The 23,810-nt window shown below is 62.9% G+C and carries 19 protein-coding genes; all 19 read right to left on the reverse strand.

What is annotated here, in order from left to right; genetic code table 11:
• Window positions 1–4: 4 nt before the first annotated feature.
• Window positions 5–361 (reverse strand): flagellar hook-basal body complex protein FliE, encoded by a 357-nt coding sequence (gene fliE / locus Q5Z11_RS10425; RefSeq protein ID WP_296248803.1) that lies wholly within the window; start codon window positions 359–361, stop codon window positions 5–7.
• Window positions 362–592: 231 nt separating this feature from the next.
• Window positions 593–5,470 carry a glycosyltransferase gene (locus Q5Z11_RS10430; RefSeq protein WP_303749916.1) on the reverse strand — a complete coding sequence of 1,626 codons (4,878 nt, stop codon included), beginning with the start codon at window positions 5,468–5,470 and terminating at the stop codon, window positions 593–595.
• Window positions 5,471–5,512: 42 nt separating this feature from the next.
• On the reverse strand, window positions 5,513–6,919 hold the full coding sequence (locus tag Q5Z11_RS10435; protein ID WP_303749917.1) for a glycosyltransferase family A protein: 1,407 nt from the start codon (window positions 6,917–6,919) through the stop codon (window positions 5,513–5,515).
• 11 nt (window positions 6,920–6,930) lie between these two features.
• The gene (locus Q5Z11_RS10440; RefSeq protein ID WP_303749918.1) at window positions 6,931–8,055 is read right to left on the reverse strand and encodes an NAD-dependent epimerase/dehydratase family protein; all 1,125 of its coding nucleotides are present in this window, start codon (window positions 8,053–8,055) and stop codon (window positions 6,931–6,933) included.
• 10 nt (window positions 8,056–8,065) lie between these two features.
• Window positions 8,066–9,160 carry an N-acetylneuraminate synthase family protein gene (locus tag Q5Z11_RS10445; protein WP_303749919.1) on the reverse strand — a complete coding sequence of 365 codons (1,095 nt, stop codon included), beginning with the start codon at window positions 9,158–9,160 and terminating at the stop codon, window positions 8,066–8,068.
• Window positions 9,161–9,199: 39 nt separating this feature from the next.
• Entirely contained in the window at window positions 9,200–10,303 is a 1,104-nt protein-coding gene (locus Q5Z11_RS10450; protein WP_303749920.1) for an FkbM family methyltransferase, read from the reverse strand.
• Window positions 10,300–12,120, reverse strand: a complete 1,821-nt coding sequence (locus Q5Z11_RS10455) for a thiamine pyrophosphate-binding protein (protein ID WP_303749921.1) — start codon at window positions 12,118–12,120, stop codon at window positions 10,300–10,302. Before Q5Z11_RS10455 ends, Q5Z11_RS10450 begins: the two co-directional genes overlap by 4 nt.
• The gene (locus tag Q5Z11_RS10460) at window positions 12,117–13,265 is read right to left on the reverse strand and encodes an acyltransferase (protein WP_303749922.1); all 1,149 of its coding nucleotides are present in this window, start codon (window positions 13,263–13,265) and stop codon (window positions 12,117–12,119) included. Before Q5Z11_RS10460 ends, Q5Z11_RS10455 begins: the two co-directional genes overlap by 4 nt.
• On the reverse strand, window positions 13,262–14,608 hold the full coding sequence (gene rfbH / locus Q5Z11_RS10465; protein ID WP_303749923.1) for a lipopolysaccharide biosynthesis protein RfbH: 1,347 nt from the start codon (window positions 14,606–14,608) through the stop codon (window positions 13,262–13,264). Before rfbH ends, Q5Z11_RS10460 begins: the two co-directional genes overlap by 4 nt.
• Complete coding sequence (rfbG, locus tag Q5Z11_RS10470) at window positions 14,605–15,663, reverse strand: CDP-glucose 4,6-dehydratase (protein WP_303749924.1); 1,059 nt, start codon at window positions 15,661–15,663, stop codon at window positions 14,605–14,607. The genes rfbH and rfbG overlap by 4 nt, the downstream gene beginning before the upstream one ends.
• On the reverse strand, window positions 15,660–16,430 hold the full coding sequence (gene rfbF / locus Q5Z11_RS10475; RefSeq protein ID WP_303749925.1) for a glucose-1-phosphate cytidylyltransferase: 771 nt from the start codon (window positions 16,428–16,430) through the stop codon (window positions 15,660–15,662). Before rfbF ends, rfbG begins: the two co-directional genes overlap by 4 nt.
• Window positions 16,431–16,610: 180 nt before the next feature.
• Window positions 16,611–18,098, reverse strand: a complete 1,488-nt coding sequence (locus Q5Z11_RS10480) for a sigma-54 dependent transcriptional regulator (RefSeq protein WP_303749926.1) — start codon at window positions 18,096–18,098, stop codon at window positions 16,611–16,613.
• Window positions 18,091–18,471, reverse strand: coding sequence for a response regulator (locus Q5Z11_RS10485; protein WP_303749927.1), 381 nt, complete (start codon window positions 18,469–18,471; stop codon window positions 18,091–18,093). The genes Q5Z11_RS10480 and Q5Z11_RS10485 overlap by 8 nt, the downstream gene beginning before the upstream one ends.
• Before the next feature lie 14 nt (window positions 18,472–18,485).
• Window positions 18,486–19,895: an RNA polymerase factor sigma-54 gene (rpoN, locus tag Q5Z11_RS10490; protein WP_303749928.1), complete on the reverse strand. Its 1,410-nt coding sequence runs from the start codon at window positions 19,893–19,895 to the stop codon at window positions 18,486–18,488.
• Between the two features lie 260 nt (window positions 19,896–20,155).
• The gene (locus Q5Z11_RS10495) at window positions 20,156–20,788 is read right to left on the reverse strand and encodes a response regulator (protein ID WP_303750013.1); all 633 of its coding nucleotides are present in this window, start codon (window positions 20,786–20,788) and stop codon (window positions 20,156–20,158) included.
• Between the two features lie 78 nt (window positions 20,789–20,866).
• Window positions 20,867–21,439, reverse strand: coding sequence for a PilZ domain-containing protein (locus Q5Z11_RS10500; protein WP_303749929.1), 573 nt, complete (start codon window positions 21,437–21,439; stop codon window positions 20,867–20,869).
• Window positions 21,436–21,747, reverse strand: coding sequence for a hypothetical protein (locus tag Q5Z11_RS10505; RefSeq protein ID WP_303749930.1), 312 nt, complete (start codon window positions 21,745–21,747; stop codon window positions 21,436–21,438). Before Q5Z11_RS10505 ends, Q5Z11_RS10500 begins: the two co-directional genes overlap by 4 nt.
• Entirely contained in the window at window positions 21,747–22,169 is a 423-nt protein-coding gene (gene fliS / locus Q5Z11_RS10510; protein ID WP_303749931.1) for a flagellar export chaperone FliS, read from the reverse strand. The genes Q5Z11_RS10505 and fliS overlap by 1 nt, the downstream gene beginning before the upstream one ends.
• 96 nt (window positions 22,170–22,265) lie before the next feature.
• On the reverse strand, window positions 22,266–23,624 hold the full coding sequence (fliD, locus tag Q5Z11_RS10515) for a flagellar filament capping protein FliD (RefSeq protein ID WP_303749932.1): 1,359 nt from the start codon (window positions 23,622–23,624) through the stop codon (window positions 22,266–22,268).
• Window positions 23,625–23,810: the final 186 nt, after the last annotated feature.

Genomic DNA, 23,810 nt, shown 5'->3' on the forward strand with positions numbered 1-23,810 from the left:
ATCCTTACAGCGGCATGTTCATCACGTCCTGGTAAGCCTGGACGAGACGGTTACGGACTTCCACGGTGGCGCGGAACGCCAGCGAGGACTGTTGGGAGGCGACCATGACCTTGGCCAGATCGGCATTGGCATCGCCACGCTCGAATGCGGCAGCCAGCTGCCCGGACTTCTGCTGGGCTTCGTTGACGCCCTGGATGGCGCCCTGCAAGGCCTGGCTGAACGAAGGCGCGGCAACGGCATTGCCTTCGGCCAGCCCCTGGATCGCATTGCTGCGGGGTACATCACCGAGGGGCGCGGCTTGCCCGACCTGGTTCTGCAGCGTGCGGATCTGGGAGAGAACAGAGGTGATGGAGTGGGACATCGTGCGGGGTTCCGGGCAACGTGTGGGGGAGCTGCTGGGACAGCTGCAAGTTGCGTGCCGGAACCGTGAAGGCCTTGATGTTCGTGAATGCGTCGCGCGGTGGTGCGGTGGGTGTCGGAAACCCGACGCTGCCGGTCTGGTTTTCAAGGCAGGCGCCGGTTTTGAAACCCAAATGGAAACGGCCGCCGGAGAACCGGCGGCCGTCGAGCGGGCTGGACATTGACCTGTGGGTCAGCGCAGCCAAGCTGCGCGCCACTCATCCAGGCCAGCACCCTCCAGCATCCAGTCTCGGTGGACGACGCGCTTCAATGCGTCGCCGGCCTGGCGGCGGGCAGCTGTGTCAGCCAGGTGCTCGCGGATGGCGCCCACCCATTCGCGGTGCCGGTTACGCACGCGGCTGACGGGTAGGGCAGGGTCCTGGTAGGGGCCGACATCGCTGCACACCACCGGTACCGCACAGGCACCGTACTCGAGCAGGCGCAGGTTGCTCTTGCAGGCATTGAAGCGGTTGTCTTCCAGTGGTGCGATTGCCAGATCAAGTTGCAGACCAGCCAAGGCGCGTGGATAGAGCGCAATGTCCACGCCCGGATGGAACTCGGCGACATGGGGGCGCAGACGATCCGGGCACATACCGAAGAACACCCAATCCACTTCCTGCGCCAATTCGCTGACGACGTCGGCAATCATTTCCAGGTCGCCGGTATGGCTAAGCCCACCGGCCCAGCCAACCCGCGGCCGCTGGCTGTCCTCGCGACGGACCAGCGGCAGCTGTTTCCACCAGTTCACCGGCAACCGGTTGGCGGCGATGCGGATGTCCGGATGCAGGCCGGCAAATGCCTCGGCCATTGCTGGCGTGGACACAACAAAGCGGTCGACCAGCCCGAGTGCCTTGCGCAGGCTGCGCAGCACATCGCGCGGCATGTGTTCGCGGTGTGCGCTTTTCGCCGGAAGGTTGGGCAGGTAATCGTCCAGCTCGTAGATCTTCAATGCGGACGAATAACGACCCATGCGCTGGATGTTGTGCAGATCTTCCTCGCTGACGCGGCGCTGCAGGATCACCACATCCGGATCGATGCGTGCCTGCTCGACCGGATCGAGCAGCGTTGCATAGAGCACACCTTCGACATGGCCCCCCGACTTCAAGGCCTCGAACGGCTGGATCACCCGATACTGGCCGCTACCCCAGGGATCAGCAGGTTGTGCCAATACGCGCGGGACAGGCCGCCACGGCAATGGCTTCCAGGAGAACTCGGATTCACCAAGACGGAAGCCGCCGGCAACGTCCAGGCGCAGGTTCGGGTTGTAGGCTGGATCGTGGGCGAGGGCGGGCAGCCACCGCTCAAGCAATGCATCGGTTACGGCCTCTGCCAATGCTAGCGGTTCGCTTGAATGCAGCAGCAAGGCATGCGGGGTCCATACCGTCAGGTAGCCCAGTGCACGCGCGCGCAGGCAAAGATCGACATCTGCGCCTTCGTCGCTGAACGTCGCATGGTCGAAGCCGTCCAGTTCGGCAAACAGTGCCTTACCGATCAACAAGCAACTATCAGCAACTGCGGAATACTGCTGCGCCACCTGCAGCCGATTCATGTACCCGGGCGCATCCATGGCCACGCCTGCAAACGCGTGGCCACCGCTGGCAAGCAGGCCGGGCACCAGACCTGCATGGGTGAGCTTGCCTTCGCCGGACACGGTTTTGGCACCAACCACGCCAACTTCTGGACGCAGGCCGTGGTTGAGCAGTTCGTCAAGCCATTGTGGCTGCAGTGCGGCCACTTCGGGGCGCAGGAACAGCAGGTAGTCGGCGCTGCTCTGAGCCGCGGCCAGATTGCACGCAGCGGCATGCGGTAGTGGTGGATCGAAGGCAAACGCCTGCACCCGGTCCGCTGCCAGTGCTTCAACCTGCTGCATCCATTGCCGTAGCTCGAGCGCGGCGCCATTGTCGACCAGCACGAGCTGGTAGTTGGAGTAGCTGGTTTTCTCAAGCACCGAGACCACGCAGCGCTCCAGTGCACCCAGCGTGGTGTCGTGGGAAACGATCACGATCATCGCAACCGTTGGTTGCTGCTCATGGCCATGATCGATCTTGTAGAGCCCGTTACCTAACGGCTCGACCGCCGCGGATGGATAGCCACGTGCGCGCAGGTGTCCCAGGAGGGCGAGCTGAGGGTAGTGGCTGTTTGACTGCGGCGGCGCGCAGGTAAGCAATGGCTCTGGCAGATGTTGGATGCCTTCGAAGCCACCGGCATGAATGAGCCGCAGGATCAGGTCCAGTTCCGCCGCATCGCCGGCGGCCGGATCGAAGCCGCCTGCATCACGCAGGGTCTTCGCCTGGAAGATCCAGTGCGATGCCAACATTGAAGGATTGGCGAGCAGCAGGTCGAGGTTGAGATCCGGGCGCAGCATGGGAGCCAAGGTCCCATCCGGGTTGCGATACCAGCCGTCGGCGAAGACGGCGCGCAAGTGTGGCTGCTCAGCGAGCAGCAGGCGCAGCTGCAGCAGTCCGCCTGCTGCGAATTCGTCGCCGGCATTGGCCTGCAGCAGCCAGTCGATGGTTGGATCCGAGGCGAGGGTCTGGAGGGTAACTGCCAGTGCTTGGGCGTCCCCTGCAATCACTTGTACCTGGGTGGCGGTCACGGCCGCAGACATGACGTCCGCGGCAGCGCAGGCGACCACGATGACGTGCAGGCCCTCTGGCATCACGCCATCGATAGCGAGACTGGCGATACTGCGTTCGGTGGCGACGGTGTTTCCGTCAACACTCCACAGGACTGCGCACAGTCGAGGTGGGGCGCTTACCGTGCGCATGCGCTGCTCGCACCGCTGTCGCTGTGCAGGTGTCGGGTGGCGAACAGCCCGCCAATTCTCGATTACGGATTCAGCCGTCTGCGGCAGATGGATGCCGAACTGCTTCAAGCGTTCGGCACGGCCGATACGGACGCTCTCGGTGTCCAGGTCAGAATGACGGGAATAGATCTTCCGGTACAGCGCCGGGTAATGCGCGAAGGCGTGCACGGAGCGACGCTCGTCGGCGTCGGCGTCGGCGCGCATGCGTACCTGCACGGTTTCCTGATGGATGTGGTGGAAAGGCGCATTGGCGGCCAGGCGCAGCAGGAAGTCCCAGTCCTCCAGTCCTTCCAGTCGCTCATCGAAGCCGCCGACCTGGGCGGCGAGCGCACGTGGCCAGGCAAAGGTGTTGACCGGGATGTAGTTGTCTACCGATAGACGTTCGTGCGAATAGCTGCCGTGTGGGTAACGGCGTTCTTCGGCCAGTACCTCGCGTTTGCCGTCAATGATCTGCTCGGTAACAAAGAGTGCATCGCTGTAGACCACTTCGCCGGGGTGTTTGCGTATCGCATCGGCCAGCGTCTGCAGATGTCCAGGTAGATACAGATCGTCATCGTCCAGATACACGAGGTACTGGCCGCGTGCCAGCCGATGTGCTGCATTGCGGGCTGCGGCGGGGCCGCCATTGCGGGCAAGTCGTAGATAGGTGAGCGGAAAGTCCGTGTTTGCAAGCAGCTGCTCGACCGGGCTACCGCAGTCGTTCACCAGGATCACTTCGAAGTCGCGCAAGGTCTGCGCGCGGATGCTGGCCAAGGCATCGTCGAGCAGGGCGGGGCGGTTCCAGGTTGTCAGGATGACGCTGAACGCTGGTGCCGCATTGGCTTCAGCCAGCTTTCCCAGCTCGCTTACAAGCCGGCGTGCTCGGGCACCGAGCGCCGTAGCTCGCTCGTCCGGATACAGCGCCAGCCGCCGCTCGATATGCTCGGCGACCGCATGTTCCTGTCCACGCAGATGCTGCTGCGCTTCACGCTTGAATACACCTTCGATGATGGTCAGGTGATCCTCAAGCGGATTCGACGAAGCGTAAAATCGGCTGGAATGCTGTGAGCTGTGCAACCGATAGCTGACGCCCGGTTCATCGACATAGGCGAAGTCGGGGAATTTCTCGGCGATCTGGATCGACATCTCCCAATCACCAGCGCCGTGGGTGGTGGAGGGTTGCCAGGTGGCGCGCAGCGGCAGCGTGCGATAGATCACTGCCGAAGGCGCCATGTAGCAGTCGTGGACGAGCAGGTCAGCGACTTCATTGCGGCCGCCCACATAGTCGGTCGGCCGATAGCCGGGGTGGCGGGGTTGGCTTACTGCAGCGCCGCTGTCGTCCACCCAGCGAATGCCTGTATAGCCAGCAACTACTTGGGGATTCGCGCAAAGCATGGGCATCAGCCGCTGCAGGTGGCCGGGGTTGAAGAAATCATCGGCGGACAGAAACGTACAGTAGGTTCCGCGCGCAAGATTGAGGCCGTTGAGCCAGTTGAAACCAGCGCCGTAGTTGTGCGGGTTGCGCATGTAGCGAACACGCCGGTCCCCCGCAAATCCTTGCATGACCTCGCGGGTGTCATCGCTTGATGCATTGTCCAGTACGAGGATCTCGAGGTCATCGACACCTTGATCCAGTACCGACTGTACGCATTGGCGGAGGAAACGACCGTAGTTGTAGGCGGGAACGATGACACTCAGCGCCGGTCCATTGCAGCGTTGTTCGACAGCGTCCCTGGCGATCGCAGTGGTTATCCAATTGATCCACGACGGTGCGGAGTGATAATAGGCATGTACCCCGACGTGACCTGGCGGTACGTCGGCCAGGGCCAGAGATTGGGCCGGGGCCTCAGCGTGTAGCCTGAAATCGATATGGTGTGTGGTGGTGACGATGTTTCCAACGCGGCCGGGATGGTCGCCAGGAACGAAAATGGCAGCGAAGCTGCTTTCGTCGGCAAGCAGATGACGTTCATGCGCCGCAGTGAGGACAAGATAGTTCCTGCTCCAGGCCTGCAATGGCAGCGGTTTCTGATCTGGTCGTGACTGGGCGAACAACAGGACGCCGTCGGCATCCCTTGCCTGCGTTGCAGGATCCATGGTGCTGAAGCACATGCCGTTGGCCAGGCCGTAGTCGCGCAGGCCATCCAGTGGGAACGACTGACTCAATGCCTTGAGATCATCGTCCGAGAGCGTATGGCAGGTCCCGGTCTGGATGCAGAATCCAAGCATGGCCACCTGCCAAGGGGCGCCATTGACGCGTCCGCCGGGAATGGTTGTCCAGTCAATCAAGATTCATCTCCGGCTCTTCAGCGTAGCTGCTATTTGCATGTTCTAGAGTTGTTCCACCAGCTGCTTCCACGAAACGATCGGTGTTTCCGCATCGTGGCGACGGAGCATGTGGATGAGTTCGTCTTCGTGATCGCGCTCGGAACTCAACACGACCGCATCAAGCGGTTTGTCGTTCGCGGCCAGCCAGACCGGTGCGAATATTTTGGTTCCCAGCCATTCCCGCCCTTGGCGGGTAACACTGGAATCAAGGCAGCAGACAATGTTGACACCGGCCAGACGGGCCTCCTGCAGCAGCAATGCGGACAACAGCACGCTACCCAGGATCACCACGCGCGAGCCTGGTGGGAAATGCTGGAACAGGTTCTTTCCCGAACAGCGGTGGCCAGCCCACCGGTGCAGTCGGTGTATGGATGTCTGCAGCGTTTCATCAGGTTCAGGCACGCTCTGGAGCAGGCGATCAAGTTGGCTGCTCGCTTCCCTCTTGGCGTGCTGATCCAGCAGGATCGCCAGCGGCAATAGCTGGAATCCCGCACGCGGATTGGCCGCCAGGTCCCTGCTGCCTTGTTCGAACATCTGATGGAAGCGGCGAAGCGAGGCAGCTGGAACCACCGCGCTGGCAATTCCGGTTACGTGCTTCTGCGCCTTGTAGCGTGCGATCAAAGCATCGTAAACCGGCGCGTACTGCTGCCTGTAGTCGGTGCGGACGACAAAGCGCCGCAGTGACATATAGCCATGCAGCACCGCGCCGGTCAGGTCCGCGTGATTGGTTTCCTGGCCGCCGTGCTGGCGGTAGCGCAGCAGCGGCGCATTGAGGAAGGCCACCGGCGCCTTCAGGTTCATCTGCGCCGGAATGATGTAGTCGCCACTGCCTTCGATGAGCGGCCGCCTTCCGTTGCCAAGCGGCAGGCCGCGGTAGACCTTGTGCAGGGTGGCAAGCGGTAGCAGCTCCGGCGTGAAGATCAGGCTGCTTGGCGGATGCCAGTGGCGCTCTTCGGCGGCTTTGGCGATGTACTCGCCACGCGCATAGATCCGGTCTGGACCGGGCGGGGCCAGATGATCCAGCAGGCGCTGGCCGTTCTCATCCATCGTGCTCTGGTTGGTCCAGATCGCGGCGAGCTCCGGATGGCGGTCGAACATGTCCATCTGCCGCTGCAGCATGTCCGGTTCCATGATGTCGTCGTCATGGGTGACCAGCAGCCGCTTGCCGCGGGCCATGAGGATGGCGCTGGTGCCGTTGAAGCTGGCCGGATGCCCCGGCGCATTGCGGACATAACGCAGGCGGTCGTCCTTGAAACCCAGTACCACCTCGGGCGTATGGTCGGTACTCCCGTTGTCCATGACCAGCAGCTCGAAGTCCGCGTAGGTTTGCTCGATGATCGCGCGCAACGCCAGCTGCAGGTAGTGCGGGCGGTTGTAGGTAAGCAGGGCAACGGTAAGGGGAATTGTCATCGAGGTGCAGTTCAGGACGCCAGCGATTCGGGGTTGTGCTGGCTGTGGTGCGCGTTGGCCCAGGCCGCCATTGCGTCGATGGAGTCATCCAGGCTCGTCCACGGTGCCAGCCCAAGTGCGCGTGCCTCATCGATGGCAGGGACATAGTAGGAGCGCGGGCCATCAGCCCGGCCGAGGATGCGCAGCGGCGTTCCTGGCGCGAGGCGGCGGCGCACCAGGTCAGCAAGTTCGGCGACACTCAATGCCTGGTCCGAGCCCACGTTGTAGGCGCGTCCAGCAACCCCTTCGCTTAACAGTACCAGCAGCCATACGGCAAGGTCGGCGCCATGCAGATAGCTGCGCACGGCCTGCCCGGACGAGTTGAGGGTGATGCCATCACCGCGCAACGCATCGCGGACGAAGTTTCCGATGGCGAAGTGGCCATCAAGCGGGAGGCCCGGCCCGGAGAATGCGAAACAGCGGGTCATGACTACTTCAATCCCGGTTTGTTGCATGTACACCGCGGCGAGCGTCTCCTGCATACGCTTGGACTCACCATAGATGCTCAGCGCAAGCCGGCTGTCGCAGGCCAGCGGCGCGCTTTCCGGGACCGGCTGTCCATCCGGAATCGCACCATACTGCGCGCCTGAGCCGGTGAGCAGAACCCGGCGTGCACCGTTGCGGCATGCGAAGTCGAGGACGCGACGTGTGCCCTCGACGATGCTGGAGAATATCTCGAGCGGGCGCTCATGCGCCTGGCTTGAGGTGTCCGTCGCGGCATGCACGACCAGATCCACGGGGCGGTCGTGGCTGGCGTCGAGGCTGCGGATGTCGGTTGCAATCCACTGCAACCACGAGTGGTCGGTGTGCTCGGGGTGGTCTGCCAGAAAGCGGGCTGGATCGCGCGAAACAACGCTGACCCGCACCTGCGTGCCTGCGGCATTGATCCGTTGCAGCAGTGCGAGCAACCACCTTCCGAAGAATCCGGTTCCGCCGGTCAGTAGCAGATGCTTCCCGTCCAATGCGGCACTCAGGCGCGGCCACAGTGCGACCGGCAGGCGGTCGAAACTGCTCGTTGCACAACTGGCCATTGGCGAAGTTGGGGTCATCTGGGTCTGGCGAAGGTTGTTCGTTGCTGGTGCCGCGAAGCGCGGCATGTCGCTGCGCTTACAGTCCGCGATCAAGAATCAGACTGTGTTGTTCAGTGCTGAAACCATTTGCAGCAACGGTCGCCAGCGTCAATGCGGCATCGCCGTCCAGCGGCTGGGAGAGCGTCAGGCCAGACAGGATTTCCCTGCACGAAAGCTGGCCCTTCAGCAGCGGCACTGCCATGTAGAAATCGTTGTCGAAGGTCGCCGGTTGCACGACATAGCCAGCTGGCAGCTCGCGCTTGGCATAAACACCGCGAACCAGATTGTCGAGGTAGTTGATCTCGCGGCTTGGCAGCTTGCGCCGTTGCGCCGTCGAGCCACCACACATCTCGCGTGCCTTGTGGTAAGCCGCAAACCACTCGGCGGCCTGATGGGGCAGCGTGCAGTACGAGGACACCGGAATGCCATCAGCTTCGATATCGATATGGCGCTCCCAGGTACGCGCGCCTTTGGCATAGGACATCAGCATTGAGCTGGTCCAGTCATGGTATTCGTGGGTCGACAGACCAACTACGTGCGTCGGGTAGCGATTGCGAAGATAGTCGATCTGGTTCAGCTCCAGCTCGTTGTCTTCGGACGGATACAGCGACACGCAATGATTGATGGCCAGCGGAATGTTGTGCTCGCCGAACTGGCGCACGACGCGGTCGATGGTCTGTTCGCTGGCGCCACCGGTGGAGATGATGGTGGGGCGACCGGTCTTGAGAATGCGTTCGATCAGGGAGTGGTCCCCCAGATCGGAGCTGGCGACCTTGATGATCGGGAAGTCCAGGGATTCGCACAGTTCAACCGAGCGCTCATCAAAGGGCGTCGCCATGGCAATGCAGCCGCTTGCCTTGATCGCGTCCACCAGGATCTCGAATTCCCGGATGGACAGCTTGGTGTCCATGGTCTTCTTGACGTAGCGGATGTCGCTGCGGGACTTGTAGTCCTTGTGCACGAACGCATCGACATCGCGGAACTGCAGCTTGATCGCTGCGCGTACGTTCCCCGTCCTTACAACCTCGGAGAACTGCCTGACAATCTCCAGCCCACGCGAAAGATTGCCCCAATGGTTGTTTGCCAGTTCCAGGACAAACAGATCTTCGAAGAATTTATTGGTGGTTTGCATGATGCAGGTTCTGATAAGGGGAGGAGGTGGCAGCCAGTGTCAGGCGTTGTAAGCGTAGAAGACCGCATCGAAGCTGTTGGCGCAGTGCAGCCGCAGCTTGATTGTGTAGCCCGGATTGAGTGTGTGGATGAGTGCCGGGATCTTCCACAGGTCGTCCCAGCGGTGGTAACCAGCGATTGCCAGGAAGGGCTTGCGCGTGGAGATCAGGTGGCGCGCTCCGTGCAGTGCCTCAATCTCGCATCCTTCGATGTCCAGCTTGACGAAATCAATCGGCAGCTTGGAAACAACACTGTCCAGGTCCACGACCTGAATCTGGCTGTCGCCAGTGCCATCTACTGCGCAGCCAGCACCATTGTCGGAGCGGAAGCGCAGGAAGCGCACCGCATCGGAGATTCCGAGTGGGAACAGCGTTGCTGGTACGTTGATGCTGGCGACATGTTTGGCCAGTTGCTGGAAATTGCCGGGGTCCGGCTCGAACGCGAGGATATGTTCAGGCGACAGCTGCTCGACCGCCAAACTGACGGTATCACCATCAAATGCGCCGCCGTCGAGGTATACACCCGTACTGCTGGGTAACATCGGCAGCAGATCAGCAGGGAAATACTGCGGACCGGTCGAGCGCGGTAGCACCTCATCGAGTTCGCTCGCCGTACGGAAAGCCAGGATGGCATCGAACACAGCGATGCTTTCGGCATCACCGAGCAACTCCCGGCCTTGTGCGATCGCGGCGTGCTGTTGTTGGTAGGCGTGCAGCGGTGCCAGCCAATAGCGCCAGCCCATCTGCGCTTCTACCAGCGCATAGAACTGTTGTGGAACCAGTACATCGCTGAAACCGCTGGCCAGGCACTGACGCCGCAGCTGGACAAGGTCCGAACTGTCGCCGTGGTTGAAGATGCCGATCCAGATCGGCTTGGCCAGCAGCGCCGCAGGAACCTGCGCCAGCGCATGCACCGGTAGGCCACGATGCTCGGCCTGCATTGCGCTGCTGGTGATGAACGCATGCACGACGATGCCGAGCTGAGCGCAAGCCTCATGCAGTTGGCTCGCCATGCCACCAGTGCCCATGATGACAATGCCGTCGTGTTGTGCGCGTGTGAGCCTTTCCGAGTCCGCTGCCCGATGCGCTGAAACTTGCTGGTTCATGGCTGCACTGCCTGGCGGATGGCCGCAGCTTGCGCACGGATCTCCTGCAACTGCTCGACCTCCAGGAAGGGAAACATGTCGTCGAGCTCCGGTGTATGGAACGCGCCACTGGTATCACGTCGCGACTTGATCCGTGGTTCGAATTCCTGCGAGGGATCCACGTGCACGTGCAGCAATGCGGGGCCATCCTCAGCCAACGCCGAGTCCAGCTGCATCAACTCACTGGGTTCGCGTATAGCGATAGCGGGGATGCCATAGGCCGTTGCGAGGCGCGTGTAATCCGGGAAATCAACGCCGCTCTGCGGGGTGGCGCCCACCACTGTGCCAAAGAAGTTCTCATGCGTCTGGCGGATGGACAGATAGCCCTGGTTGTCCAATACGACGATGATCACGTTGAGACCGAGCGTGCGCAGGGTCTGCAACTCCTGCACGTTCATCTGCAGGCTGCCGTCGCCAGCGAAGCAGATCACCCGCCGCTCGGGGGCTGCAAGCGCGGCGCCGATGGCGGCCGGGAGGTCGTAGCCCATCGAAGCCGAGCCGGAATTGCTGAACATGCGCTGTTGCGCCTGCAACGCACCGACCTGGAAGGGCAGGATGCATGCGGAGGCGTTGCCGCACACGATGATGTCATCGGCGCGCAGCTGCTGGAATACGCGTTCAACCAAGGCGTAAGGGTTGATCGCAGGTGCCTGCTGTTGCGCCAGGGACACAGTCGGAAAGCGGGTACGCAGGGTGCGCAGCCAGCTTGCCCACGGCGCGTAGTCAGGCAGCTTTACACCTTCAAGCGCGGCCTGCAGTGTGTTGAGAAAGTCACCTGCATCGGCGTTGACGCGCAGATCGGTATGCAGGCTGGGTTTGTCCAGCTCGGCCTGATCGATGTCGACGTGGATGGTGTACGCACGAGCCGCAAATGCATCCCAGTTGTAGCTGGTCTGGCGGATGTTCAGGCGAGAGCCAAGCGTGATAAGCAGATCCGCATTCTGCACGGCGAAGTTGCCGGGGCGGGTGCCGATGGTGCCTGGACGGCCGGCGAACAAGGGATGATCACTGGCGATCAGGTCATGAGTCCACGCGGTGGCCACGGGAATGCCATGACGTTCAGCGAAAGCAAGCAGGGCTGCTTCGGCACCACTGAGCCTGACGCCGGTACCGGCGAGGATGATCGGCCGGTGTGCTGCGAGCAGTCGTTCGGCGATCTGGCTGCAGTCATCGGCGAGCTGCGAGGGCACGCCAGCTGCAGCGCTGGCAGTCGGTGCCGGGAAGCTCACCTCAGCGACTGCACCCTGCAGGTCCAGCGGAATGTCCAACCACACCGGGCCAGGTCGGCCTTGGCTGGCCAGTGCGAAGCTGAGCGGCAATTCAGTCTCAAGCTCGGCAAGCTCACCGATTGCGACAGCGCGCTTGCAGACGGGCGCGGCCATCGCAACGATCGGCGCTTCCTGGTCGCCAAGCTGGCGCAAGCCGGCTATTGGCCGGTGATCCAGTGCGGTTTCGCGCTTGACCTGACCTGACAGCACCAGCATGGGGATGGAATCGGTGAACGCGCCAAACACGCCATTCAGTGCGTTGATGCCGCCGGGGCCCGTGGTTACATTGACCACGGCCGGCTTGCCTGCAATACGCGCATAGCCCTCGGCGGCCATTGCACAGGCCTGCTCATGGTGCATGTAGGCGCAGCGCAGGCGCTGGTTGGTTCCCAACGCTTGGTTGAGGAACATGGCACCACCGCCGGTGACGGCGAAAACCTGCTCCACGCCTTGGTCTGCCAGCCAATCTGCAACCTGCGCGGATACCGTGACTTTCTGGGGATCGCTCATCGCTGCACACCCACATCGCACGACGGGATGCTGGTGTCGCGATGGTGGAAGGCGGGTATGGCCTCGGCGATGTCCATGGGGGTTCCTGCGATTGACTGGATTGCGGGTGTTGGGCTTGGCCTGCAGTCCGACAGATGAAGCAGGGTCGGCGAGCAGGTCAATTCATCTTTGCGCCAGGTGACGTTGTCGCGGATCACCCTTGCAGGACTGCCTGCAATAACCGTGCCTGCGGCAAAACTGCCAGCTGTTACGGCGCGTGCTCCGACGATGCAGTCATCGCCGATCCGGCAGCCTCCGAGCAGGAATGCCTGGTAGCCGATCCAGACATGGTTGCCGATGCGGATATGTTTGCCGCGGTTGATGCGCTCACCGCTGCTGGCATCGAAGATTGGATGTGAATCGGTCTGCTGCAGGTGTACCTGCACCGAGACCATGCAGTCATCGCCCAGGGTGATCTCGCCTTCGTGTACATCTGCGGTAAGCGCTTCGAATGTGCAGCGGGCACCGGTCTGGAAGCGGGCATGGTTGCTTGCGGTAACGCTGAAGTCACCGGCCATCCAGGTTCCAGGCCCCAGTTCCACGCTGGACCCATCACCCAGGAAGGTGACTTTGTTGCTGCCGTTGAAATGGCAACCAGCGCCGATCCGCAGGCGGTTGCCACGTGCACTCAGCGGTTGCCTGCCGTCCTTGCCGTCGCGCCCAAAGCGCACGCTCAGCTTGGGCGCGACCTCGCCGTCCCACTCGATGCTGTTGCCATACGGGTCCGCGTAGGGTGCGGACAAGGCCGCCACATCTACGACCGGGTAGATGTCCGCGTGCAAGCCGATGATGTCGTCCAGCAGGCAATGCGCGATACCCAGTGCGGTCAGCTGCGCGCTTATTTCCGCATAGTAGGCACGTGAGGTGGTGACGATGACGAACGGTCGATCGAGCGTGTGCAGTTGCTGTGGTGCTACGTACCTGTATTGCGGGAAGCGCTGCGCTGCATCCGTGCGGTTGTCGGTGATATGGGCGAGCGTGAAATTGGCGTGCAGCCAGGGCTCGACCATCTGCAGCATATTGCCTGCACCCATCACCACAACCGTACCGGCCTGCTGGATATGCTCGCGGGAAGTTCCGCTGTCCTGGGCGATGGCAGGGATCACGCGGATGCTCTTGCACGTGTGGATGCATTGGCGCCGACCAGTGCGCTCTCGATGCAGCTGGCGGCGTAGTCGAGCTGGTCTTCGCTCAGGCCCGGCCACAGGCCGATCCAGAACGTGTCTTTCATCACCTTGTCGGTTACCGGCAACTCGCCGCTTACGCGGTAGTTCTGGCCCCGCATATAGGGCTGGCGGGTAAGGTTGCCGGCGAACAGCAGGCGGGTGCCGATCTTGTGGCTGTCCAGATGGCGCAGCAGGTCTTCGCGCAGCACACCGCTGCCGTCACGCAGGGTGATCGGGAAGCCGAACCAGGACGGATCGCTGTTGGGCGTGGCATGCGGAAGGATCAGCTGCTCGGTGCTGCCGGACAGGCGCTCGTGCAGCCAGGCGAAATTGCGTTTGCGTGCGGCGATGAAGCCTTCCAGCCGGTCCATCTGCGCCAATGCACAGGCGGCCTGCATGTCGGTGATCTTGAGGTTGTAGCCAAGATGCGAGTAGGTGTACTTGTGATCGTAGCCTTCCGGCAGTCCGCCCAGCTGCCAGTCAAAACGCTGGCCGCAGGTATTGTCCGTGCCCGGCCCGCAATAGCAGTCGCGGCCCCAGTCGCGGAACGATTCGATGATGCGCTTCAGGCGCGGCGAGCCGGTGAACACCGCGCCGCCTTCACCCATGGTGATGTGGTGGGCCGGGTAGAAGCTCAGCGTGCCGATGTCACCGAAGCTGCCTACCAGCTTGCCGTTGTAGGTTGAGCCGAGCGCGTCGCAGCAGTCCTCGATCAGCCACAGGCCGTAGCGGTCACACAGTTCGCGGACCACGGCCAGATTGAACGGATTGCCCAAGGTGTGGGCAAGCATGATGGCGCGGGTACGCGGCGTGATCGCCGCTTCGATCAGCTCGGCGTTGACGTTGTACGTGCCAAGTTCGACGTCGACGAATACTGGTACCGCGCCGCACTGCAGGATCGGATTGACCGTGGTCGGGAAGCCGGCGGCTACGCCGATGACTTCATCGCCCTTGCCGATGGCACGCTCGCCCAGGCGAGGCGATGTCAGCGCCGAGAACGCCAGCAGGTTCGCAGATGAGCCGGAGTTCGTGGTCAGAACGTTGCGGATGCCGAGGTAGCGTGCCAGCTTCTTCTCGAAAGCATCATTGAAGCGGCCGGTGGTGAGCCAGCCGTCCAGCACCGCCTCCATCATCGACTTCAGCTCGGTGGCACCAATCACCTTGCCGGAAGGTGCGACCGTGCTGCTGCCGGGGACAAAGGCAGGCGGCGCCAGATGGCGGTCGGCGTACTGACCGACAAGTTCGGCAATCTGTTGGCGCAGCTGGAGTTCGTCGTGGTTCATCGGGTGCTGTTCTGGAAATCTTCAATCTGGGAGAGGGTGTACTGCTGCATGTCGGTGCCTGCCTGCCATGCCTGGTGCCAGCGCACGGTCTGGGCCAGCGCCTGTGGTAGCGGCCAGCATGGTTTCCATGCAAGCAAGTGCCGTGCCTTGGCCGAATCCAGCGCCAGCAGCGCGGCTTCGTGCGGCTGTGCCGTGGTATCAACCTGCCAGCGGGCTTCACCGGGCCAGAGTTCGGCCAGTTGCCCGACGACTGAGCCAACGCTGGCGACACCGGCCGCATCGGGGCCGAAGTTCCAGGCCGAATCTGCACCTTGCTGGCGTTGCAGCAAGGCCTGGGCCAGCAATAGATAGCCGTGCAGCGGTTCCAGCACGTGCTGCCACGGACGGGTGGCGCCGGGATAGCGCAGGGTTACCGGCTGTTGCCGCTGCCATTGGCGCAGGATGTCGGGCAGCAGGCGCTCGGGCGACCAGTCGCCGCCGCCGATGACGTTGCCGGCGCGGGCGGTGGCAACCGCCACGCCGCGTTCCTGCAGGTAGGACGCACGCCAGGATGCGCATAGCAGCTCAACCGCGGCCTTGCTGCTGCTGTAGGGGTCGTGGCCGCCCAGTGCGTCCTGCTCACGGTAGGGCCACACCCATTCGCGGTTGTCGTAGCACTTGTCGGTGGTGACCACCAGCACGGCGCGGACACTGTCGCAGTGGCGCACGGCTTCCAGCAGGTTGAGCGTGCCGGTGACATTGGTCGACCAGGTATCGGCCGGGCTGCGGTATGACTCGCGTACCAGTGGCTGCGCGGCAAGGTGCAGCACCAGTTCCGGTTGCTGCCGGGCCAGCGCGGCGCCCAGACGTTCGGCATCACGGATGTCGGCCAGGTCGCTGTCGATCAGGTCATTGATCCGAGCGGCCTGCCATAACGAGTCACCCGATGCGGCGGGCAGGGCATAGCCCTGCACCTGTGCGCCCATCTGCTGAAGCCACAGCGCCAGCCAGCCGCCCTTGAAACCGGTGTGGCCGGTGAGGAAGACCCGGCGGCCGCGCCAGAAGTCGGGGTTCACTGCCACAGCTTCCACTCCGCCTTGCCTTGCGACCAGCGCTCTTCGAGCAGGCTCTTGTCGCGCAGCGTATCCATCGGCTGCCAGAAGCCGTGATGCAGGAAGGACATCAGCTGGCTTTCTTCGGCCAGGCGGCGCATGGGTTCCTGTTCCCAGGTGGTGGCGTCGCCTTCGATGTAGTCGAACACGCCCGGCTCCAGCACGAAGAAGCCACCGTTGATCCAGGCGCCATCACCGAGCGGCTTTTCCTTGAAACCGCTGACCTGGGTGCCAGCGACGTCCAGCGCACCAAACCTTCCCGGCGGCTGTACCGCGGTCACCGTGGCGAGCCGGCCGTGATTGCGATGGAAGTCGACCAGCCCGGCAATGTCGATGTCGGCGACGCCATCACCGTAGGTCAGGCAGAAGGTCTCGTTGCCCAGGTACTCACGCGCGCGCTTCAAGCGGCCACCGGTGGAGGTGCTGTCGCCCGTATCCACCAACGTCACCCGCCAGGGTTCGGCGTTGCGGTTGTGGATCTGCATGCGGTTCTCGGCCATGTCGAAGGTGACATCGGACATGTGCAGGAAGTAGTTGGCGAAGTACTCCTTGATCACATAGCCCTTGTAGCCAAGGCACACCACGAAATCGGTGATACCGAAGTGGGTGTAGAGCTTCATGATGTGCCAGATGATCGGCTTGCCGCCGATTTCGATCATGGGCTTGGGCCGCAGATGCGATTCCTCGCTGATGCGGGTACCCAGGCCTCCGGCAAGGATGACGGCTTTCATTCCAGTAACGGCAGGCTTCATGTTCGGGGCAGGGCGGCAAGTGATGGGATGGACGCTGCAAGATTCGTTCCCTGCTGCGGGCAGAGGGCAGCAGGCAGCACCGAGGCACGCGGGCGTGCATCGTGGTGCAGTGAAGTCGAGGGGGGGGCCGGCGAGTGCTTTGCCGGCCGCAAGGGCTTACTAGCCGGTGGCTTCGACCGAATCGCGCTCAATGCCGTACTTGCGCAGCTTTTCCACCAGGGTGGTGCGGCGCAGGCCGAGCAGCTGTGCAGCGTGGGCAACCACGCCCTGGGTACGTTCCAGTGCTTCGTTGATCAGGGTCAGTTCGATGCCGGCCATGTGGTCACGCAGGTCCATGCCTTCGCTCGGCAGCTGGGCGCCGTTGTCCGGCGCGCTGATCTTGTTGATCAGGCCGGCGGGCGGGATGCCGGGCTGTGCCGGTGCTGCGGCCAGTTTGCCAACCAGCATCGGGCGTTCGTCGTTGCTGTTCGCGGCGGCGGCAACGCTTGCCTGGTCACCGCGGTAGCGGCTGGGCAGGTCCTGCACGCGCACGGTGCCGCCTGGATGCAGCACGGCCAGGCGTTCGACCAGGTTGGTCAACTCGCGCACATTGCCCGGCCAGGCATAGCTGCCCAGTGCCTGCAGGGCCTCCGGTGCGAAGCGCACTTCGCCACGGCCGGTACGTGCAAGCTGGGTGGCGATGGTTTCCACCAGCACCGGAAGATCGCTGGCACGCTCACGCAGTGCGGGCACTTCGATCGGGAACACGTTGAGGCGATAGAACAGGTCCTCGCGGAACTTGCCTTCGGCGATGCGTGATTCCAGGTCACGGTGGGTGGCGGCGATCACCCGCACATTGCAGCGGATGGTCTGGTTGCCGCCGACGCGCTCAAAGCTGCGTTCCTGCAGCACGCGCAGCAGTTTTACCTGCATCGGCAGACTCATGTCGCCGATTTCGTCCAGCAGCAGGGTGCCGCCCTCGGCCATCTCAAAGCGACCCTTGCGTGCGCTCAGCGCACCGGTGAAGGCGCCTTTCTCGTGGCCGAACAACTCGCTTTCCAGCAGATCCGGCGGAATCGCACCGCAGTTGATGGCGATGAACGGTCCATCGCGGCGCGGTGAGCGCTGGTGGATGGCACGCGAGACCACTTCCTTGCCGGTACCGGACTCACCCAGCACCAACACGGTGGTATCGAAGTTGGAGACCTGCTCGATCAGCTGGCGCAGCTCGGTGACAGCCGGGCTGTGCCCGGTCGGACCGCTGTCACCGGCGCTGTCGGCCTGGTGCTCGGCATCCAGCCGCTTCAGGCTGGCGCGGCGCAGCAGCGTTTCCATCTGCGCATGGCGCATCGGCTGCTCCAGCGGCCAGACATTGGCTTCGTGCAAGCCGTAATGGCGCGAGAACGCCAACGGGTCGCCTTCAGCCAGCAGGATCGGCGGCGGCAACGAGTTGCCGGCCAGCCAGGTGAAAAAGCCGGCGGCACGGTCGGCATCTTCAAGCGCGCCAACCACCACGGCCATCCAGTCGTTGCTGCGGTGACGGTTGACGTCGATGTCCTGCGCGTCGCTGACCCAGCGCGGATTGAAGTCCATGAACTCCAACAGGGCAAGCGTGCGCTCCGCGCGCATGCCGTCGGCGTCGATCACCAGAATGCGTGACTCACTCATCTTCTTGTACCTTGAGCCCTTCCAGGATCGGCATCACTTCCTGGATATAGGACAGCTTGCTGACGAAATTATCGGCACCGGCGCGCAGTGCATGTTCGCGGTGTTCGGCGTCATCGAAATGACTGGCGATCACGATGTAAGGCGGTTGGTCCTGGGTCTTGATCAGGCGCGTGGCCTGCAGACCGCCCATTTCCGGCATGGCCAAGTCCATCAGTACGACCTGCGGGCGCAGCGCTTCGGAGCGCTCGATCGCCTCCAGCCCGTTGGCGGCACTGCCGACCACTTCCAGCCACTCGATCTTGCGGAAGTGACGCATGGCGGCGTTGATGAAGCCTTCGTGGTCGTCGACCAGTACTACGGTGAGCTTGTTCATGGGAATCCTTGGTCTCAGCCCACACGGGCCAGCTGGGGCTTGCTGCTCTGGCGGCGACGCTCGCGGGCCGGGGCGATATCAAGCTGTTCGCGGTATTTTGCGACGGTCCGGCGCGCAATGTTCACTCCTTGCCGCGACAACAGGCCGGCGATGGCCTCGTCGGCGAGGGGGCGGGCGGCCGGTTCGGCATCGATCAGGCGTTTGACCATGGCCTTTACCGCCTGCCCGGAGACGCTTGCGCCTTCCAGGCGGACGGCGAAGAAGTGCTTCAGTTCAAAGGTGCCGCGCGGCGTCTGCAGGTACTTGCCGGAGGTGATGCGCGAAACGGTGGACTCGTGCATGCCGATCAGGTCGGCCACTTCCTTCAGGGTCAGCGGGGCCATCGATTCGTCGCCATTGACCAGGAAGGCGGCCTGGCGTTCGATGATGACGCGTGCGGTGCGCAGCAGGGTGTCGTAGCGCATTGACAGGCCACGGGTCAGCCAGCGCGCTTCCTGCAGCATCTCGCGCAGGGGCTGGGCGGATTCACCGCTGCTGTCGGCGACGACGCGTTCGTAGCTGCTGTTGATGGCCAGGCGCGGCGTGGTGGCCGGATTCAGCGCAACCCGCCATTGGCCGTCGGCATGCCAGGCCACCACGTCCGGGATCACGCTCAGTTCCTGCTGCGGCAGCAGGGTCTCGCCCGGGCGAGGCTGCAAGGACAGGACCAGACGGAAGGCTTCCTGCACATCCTCTATTTCGGCATCCAGAGCGCGCGCCAGGGCGGGGTAATCGTGATTGGCCAGCAACTGCATGTCGGCGTCGAGCAGGCGGCGGGCGAGGTTGCGGGCCGGCACCAGACCGGGCAGGGCAGTAAGCTGGGCCAGCAGGCATTCGCGCAGGTCGACGGCGGCCATGCCGGCCGGCTCGCCATGCAGCAGGCGCTGGCGCAGGGCTTCGATATCGGTGCTGGTACGGTCCAGGCGGGCGCTGGCCAGCTGGGTCAGCTGTGCAAGCGGTGCCTGCAGGTAGCCAGCCTCGTCGCAATGGTCCAGCCAGAAGCTGATCACTTCCAGGTCGGCATCGTTCAACTCGTAGGCGAGCGCATTGAGGATGCGCAGCTGCGGATCAGTGGACTCGCCGGCCGCGACGCGCGCCATGCGGTCTTCGTCATCGGCGTTCCAGCTGGCGCCCGGTACATCCCACAGGTTGCTCTCGGGGAGTTCGTCAAAGGCGGCGGTGTCGGTCTGGGCGCTGTCGGCAGCTGTCGAAACCGGGGCGTCCTCGGCCTGCTCCTGCAGCTCCAGCAGCGGGTTGCTCTCCAGTGCCTGGCGGACTTCCAGCTCCAACTGCATGCCATTGAGCTGCAGCAAGCGGATCGATTGCAGCAAGGCAGGCGTGAGGTGAAGTTGCTGGCCCAGTTGGGCGGACAGTGCGGCTTTCATGCGTTTCCCCGTGCGGCCAGTCGATGGCTGCGTTGTGGAACGCATCTTGCGTGGTTCATGTCGGGGCGGTAATAGGTGTTGACCTGATGCCTGTCAAAAACAACCTTACGGCGTGTAGGTGAAACCCCTACATTGCGTCGATTTATTGGCGCGCAAAATGTAGGAATTCATCGCAAGTTGTTGATTTAAATGCACAGCCCCGTTTTGGCGTCGGATTTCCGATTTCGTGACGCAGAACGTCTTTTACCGGGGCGTCGGTGTCAGGTGAGGTCATTTTCATGACGCAGGGCCAGCAGAAGCAGGTCATTGGCGCGCCGGCAACCGAGCGACTCCATCATCCTCGCCCGATGGGTTTCCACGGTTTTGATACTGATGCCCAGGTCGGCGGCTATCTCCTTGGTGGTCTGGCCGCTGCCAAGACGCCGCAGGATCTGCTTCTGCCTGGGGGATAGGGCGCCAATGCCAGTCGTCCGCTCTTTGCCCATCAGCGGCGCAAGCATCTTTGCCGAGATATGCGGACTCAGGAAAACCTGGCCTGCGTGGGCTGCACGCAGTGCCAGTTCCAGCTCGGCGGGCGCTGCGTCCTTGACCAGGAAGCCCACTGCACCTCGATCAAGTGCATCACGGACGTGTGCGACGTCATCGTGCATGGACATCATTACCGCACGCGCATGCGGTAGCCGCTGGCGGATATCGGTCAGCGCCTCCAGCCCGGAACGGCCTGGCAGGGACAGATCCAGCAGGATCAGGTCCGGCACATGGAAAAGGGCCATCTCCAATGCCTGGTCGGCATTGCTGGCTTCGGCCACCACCTGGATCCCGTCAAATGTCTGTAGCAGCCGGGTGAGCCCGGCGCGCACCAGAGTATGGTCGTCGACAATAAGAACGCGCACAGTGGACCGGGTCATATCAGAATGCTGCACCTTAGCGGAGCAGGGGCGCAGGCGCCAGCGCAGCAGTTGGGAATAGGCTCACCGGTTGCGGCGACTGTCGGCGATCTGCTTGCGGTGCAGGCGGAACAAATGCCGCTCCACCGCTGCCAGCAGCGCTTCATTCTGGGTCTCCAGCCGTAGCCACAGCTGCGGCCCCTGGCCGGTGTCGGCCTCGGCGATCACGACCACCGGAAGTTCGATGGCGTCCGGCAGCCACTCGGCCGGCTGCAGGCTGACGATGCCGGGGGTTCCAGGAGCAATGCCGGCAAGCTGGTCGCGCTGCAGGCGCAGGCCGTGCCGCGACCAGCGCAGGGCTACCGGGCCCGCAGCGGGCGACTCGCGCTGCAGCAGGCGCCCAAGCAGCACCAGGGTCAGGTCGAGCCGAGCTTCCAATCGCTGCAATTGCAGGCTGTTGTCGTTGCGATCATCGCTGCCGTCATCTGCATTGCGGGCATCTTCGACCAGCGCGATGCTGCGCAGAAGCATTTCGGCGCTGCCGGGACGGCGCACCTTGGCGTTTGCTTCAAACACCGCCGGCAACGACAACTCGCAACTGAGCGTGTCGTTGAACAGCTCGGTTTCAGCGGGATGGTCGATGCCGGTGTGGTTCATGCCAGGGTTCCGGCCTGTTGGTAGGCGTTGACGGCACGGCTGGTCTGGCGTTCCGCACGCAGATGTGTTGCTGCCTCGTCACGCAGTTCGCGCATCCGGCTGGCCAAGGCGTGCTGCTGTTCCAGCAAAGCCTGCAATGCGTCGGCGCTGCCTGCCGTGCCATTGGCCTCGATGTAGCTGCGCAGGCGCGCGTCATGCGCGGCGACGATCTGTTCGGCGCCGTCGTGGTCTTCCGCATCGATGGCGTTTTTCAGGGCGTCCAGATCTGCATGCAGGGCATCAAGCACCTGGCTGGCGGTATCGGCCATCAGCGTACCCCGCTGGCAACGGGCATGGCGCGCTGCTCGGAGGGAATGGCATTCCAGGCGGATTCGATCTCGGTCATCAGCGACAAGGACTCCTGCAAGGCGTTGACGTCGTTATTGAGGTTGCCCTCGGTCAGGCGGTGCAATACGTACTCGTAAAGCGACGACAGATTGGCTGCGACGTCGCCACCGGCCTCATGGTCCAACGAACCGTTGAGATGGCCAATGATGGCACAGGCTTCACCGATGGCCTTGCCCTTCAGGGCTTGGTCGCCACTGGCCAGGCAGGCTTCGGCGCGGCGGATGCGCTCGCCGGCACCTTCAAGAAGCAAGGCAACCAGGCGATGGGGGTCCGCATCGACGACACGGCTGGAAACGCCGACCTTGCGGTACTGCTCGGCATAGTGGCGGTTGGCACCGTACATGTGGATGGGACTCCTTGTTATCAGCCGCTTGGCGAGGTGTTCGTCGTTGCGGTCGTTGGTGGGTTTAGGTCGCTGGACGCTGCGGTATGGCGTTTATCAGGACTTGGAAGCCAGCTGCTGGCTGAGGTAGTTGCTGGTGCTCTGCATGCCCGCAACCAATGTGTCCATCGCGGTGAACTGCTTGGTATAGCGCTCGGACACTTTTTCCATGCGCGCATCCAGTGCGTCCAGGTCTTTTTCCAGCTTCTTGATCTGCTTGTTCAGCGAATCGGTGCGCTGTGTCAACGTGCCGGTGCTGTCGAGGTTGCTCTTCAGCATGCTGGTCATGCCGCTGGAAAGGGCCCCCTTGCTGCCAAACAATGCCTCCGCCGCGCCGGGGTTTTCCGCAACGGTCTTGTCGAAGGTGGTAGCACTGAAGCTGAGGGTGCCATCCTTGTTGACGGCAACGCCGAGCGCCTTCAGGTCGACGACGTTCGCGCTCAACTGACTGCGCATCTGCTGCTGCAGGCCGCGGATCATCGAGTCGCCGGTCAAGGTGGATGCCTTGTCATTGGCGGCGTCGTAGCTGGTCGCGCTCTTCAGCATGCTGGTCGTCGCGTTGTAGGCGCTGATGAAGGCCTGCAAGTTGATCTTCAGCGGCGAATTGTCCTGCGCCACGGTCAATGTACGGGTGGTGCCAACCTCAGCCTTGGATAGATTAAGGGTGACGCCGGGAATGATGTCGGTGATCGAATTGCTGCTGGATTCACGCACGAAGCCATCAACGCTGACCTTGGCGTTGGTGGCTGCGGTGGTCTGGGCCATGCCGCCGGCGGCGCCGTCCCAGGTCAGCGCGGACAAGCCGCCATTGCCACCGCTGGCGGTGACCTTCAAAGCGCCCTCGGTACCGGCATCGACGGCGTTCATCACCAGATGCTGGCCATCGCTGGCGGTGATGATGGTGGCGTTGACGCCCTTGCCGTTGGCGGCCTTGTTGATGGCGGCGGCAATTTCGGTCAGCGTCGAACCTTCGGCGATATCAACGTCAAGTGTTTTGTTGTCGCCCCAAGCGAAAGACAGTTTTCCGTCGCCCACTTTGGCGTCAGCGGCGAACGCGCCGGAACTCAGTTTCTGGGTGGTCGCCAGGCTCAGTACTTCAACGTTGTACGTACCTGCGGTCGCCAGTGTCTTGCCGGTGCCGGCGTCGGTGATGATGCTGGCGCTGAAGCCTGAGTTTTCTGGAACAGTTGCCTTGTAGGAGCGCGTGTCGGCGCTCTTGGCCATGGCCTCGAGCGCCCCTTGCAGGCCAGTCAGCGAGCTCTTGATGTTGCCCAGTGCCGACAGCTTGGCGGTGGCCGCCGTTCCCTGCGAATTGATGCGGTTGTCCGCAGGCTTGCGCTCGGCAGCGACCAGTTTGGCAACGATGGTCGGGATGTCGAGGCCGGAGCCGACAGCAGCGAGGGAGGAGGTGGCCATGCTATTTCCTTGGTCTAGGCTGAAGGACGCCCTTGCAGGTATCCCTTGTATCGGCACGCATGCCCAACAACTTTAGGCAGGTGGCGGCGTTTGCGTGCACTCCATGCAAGCCGCGTGCCGTTACGACGGTGTGGCGGACCAGGGCATTCCCATGCACAAAACCCCTGCCGGCTGGCAGGGGTTTTG

The sequence above is a fragment of the Stenotrophomonas sp. 610A2 genome, assembly GCF_030549615.1.
Lineage (GTDB): Bacteria > Pseudomonadota > Gammaproteobacteria > Xanthomonadales > Xanthomonadaceae > Stenotrophomonas > Stenotrophomonas pigmentata.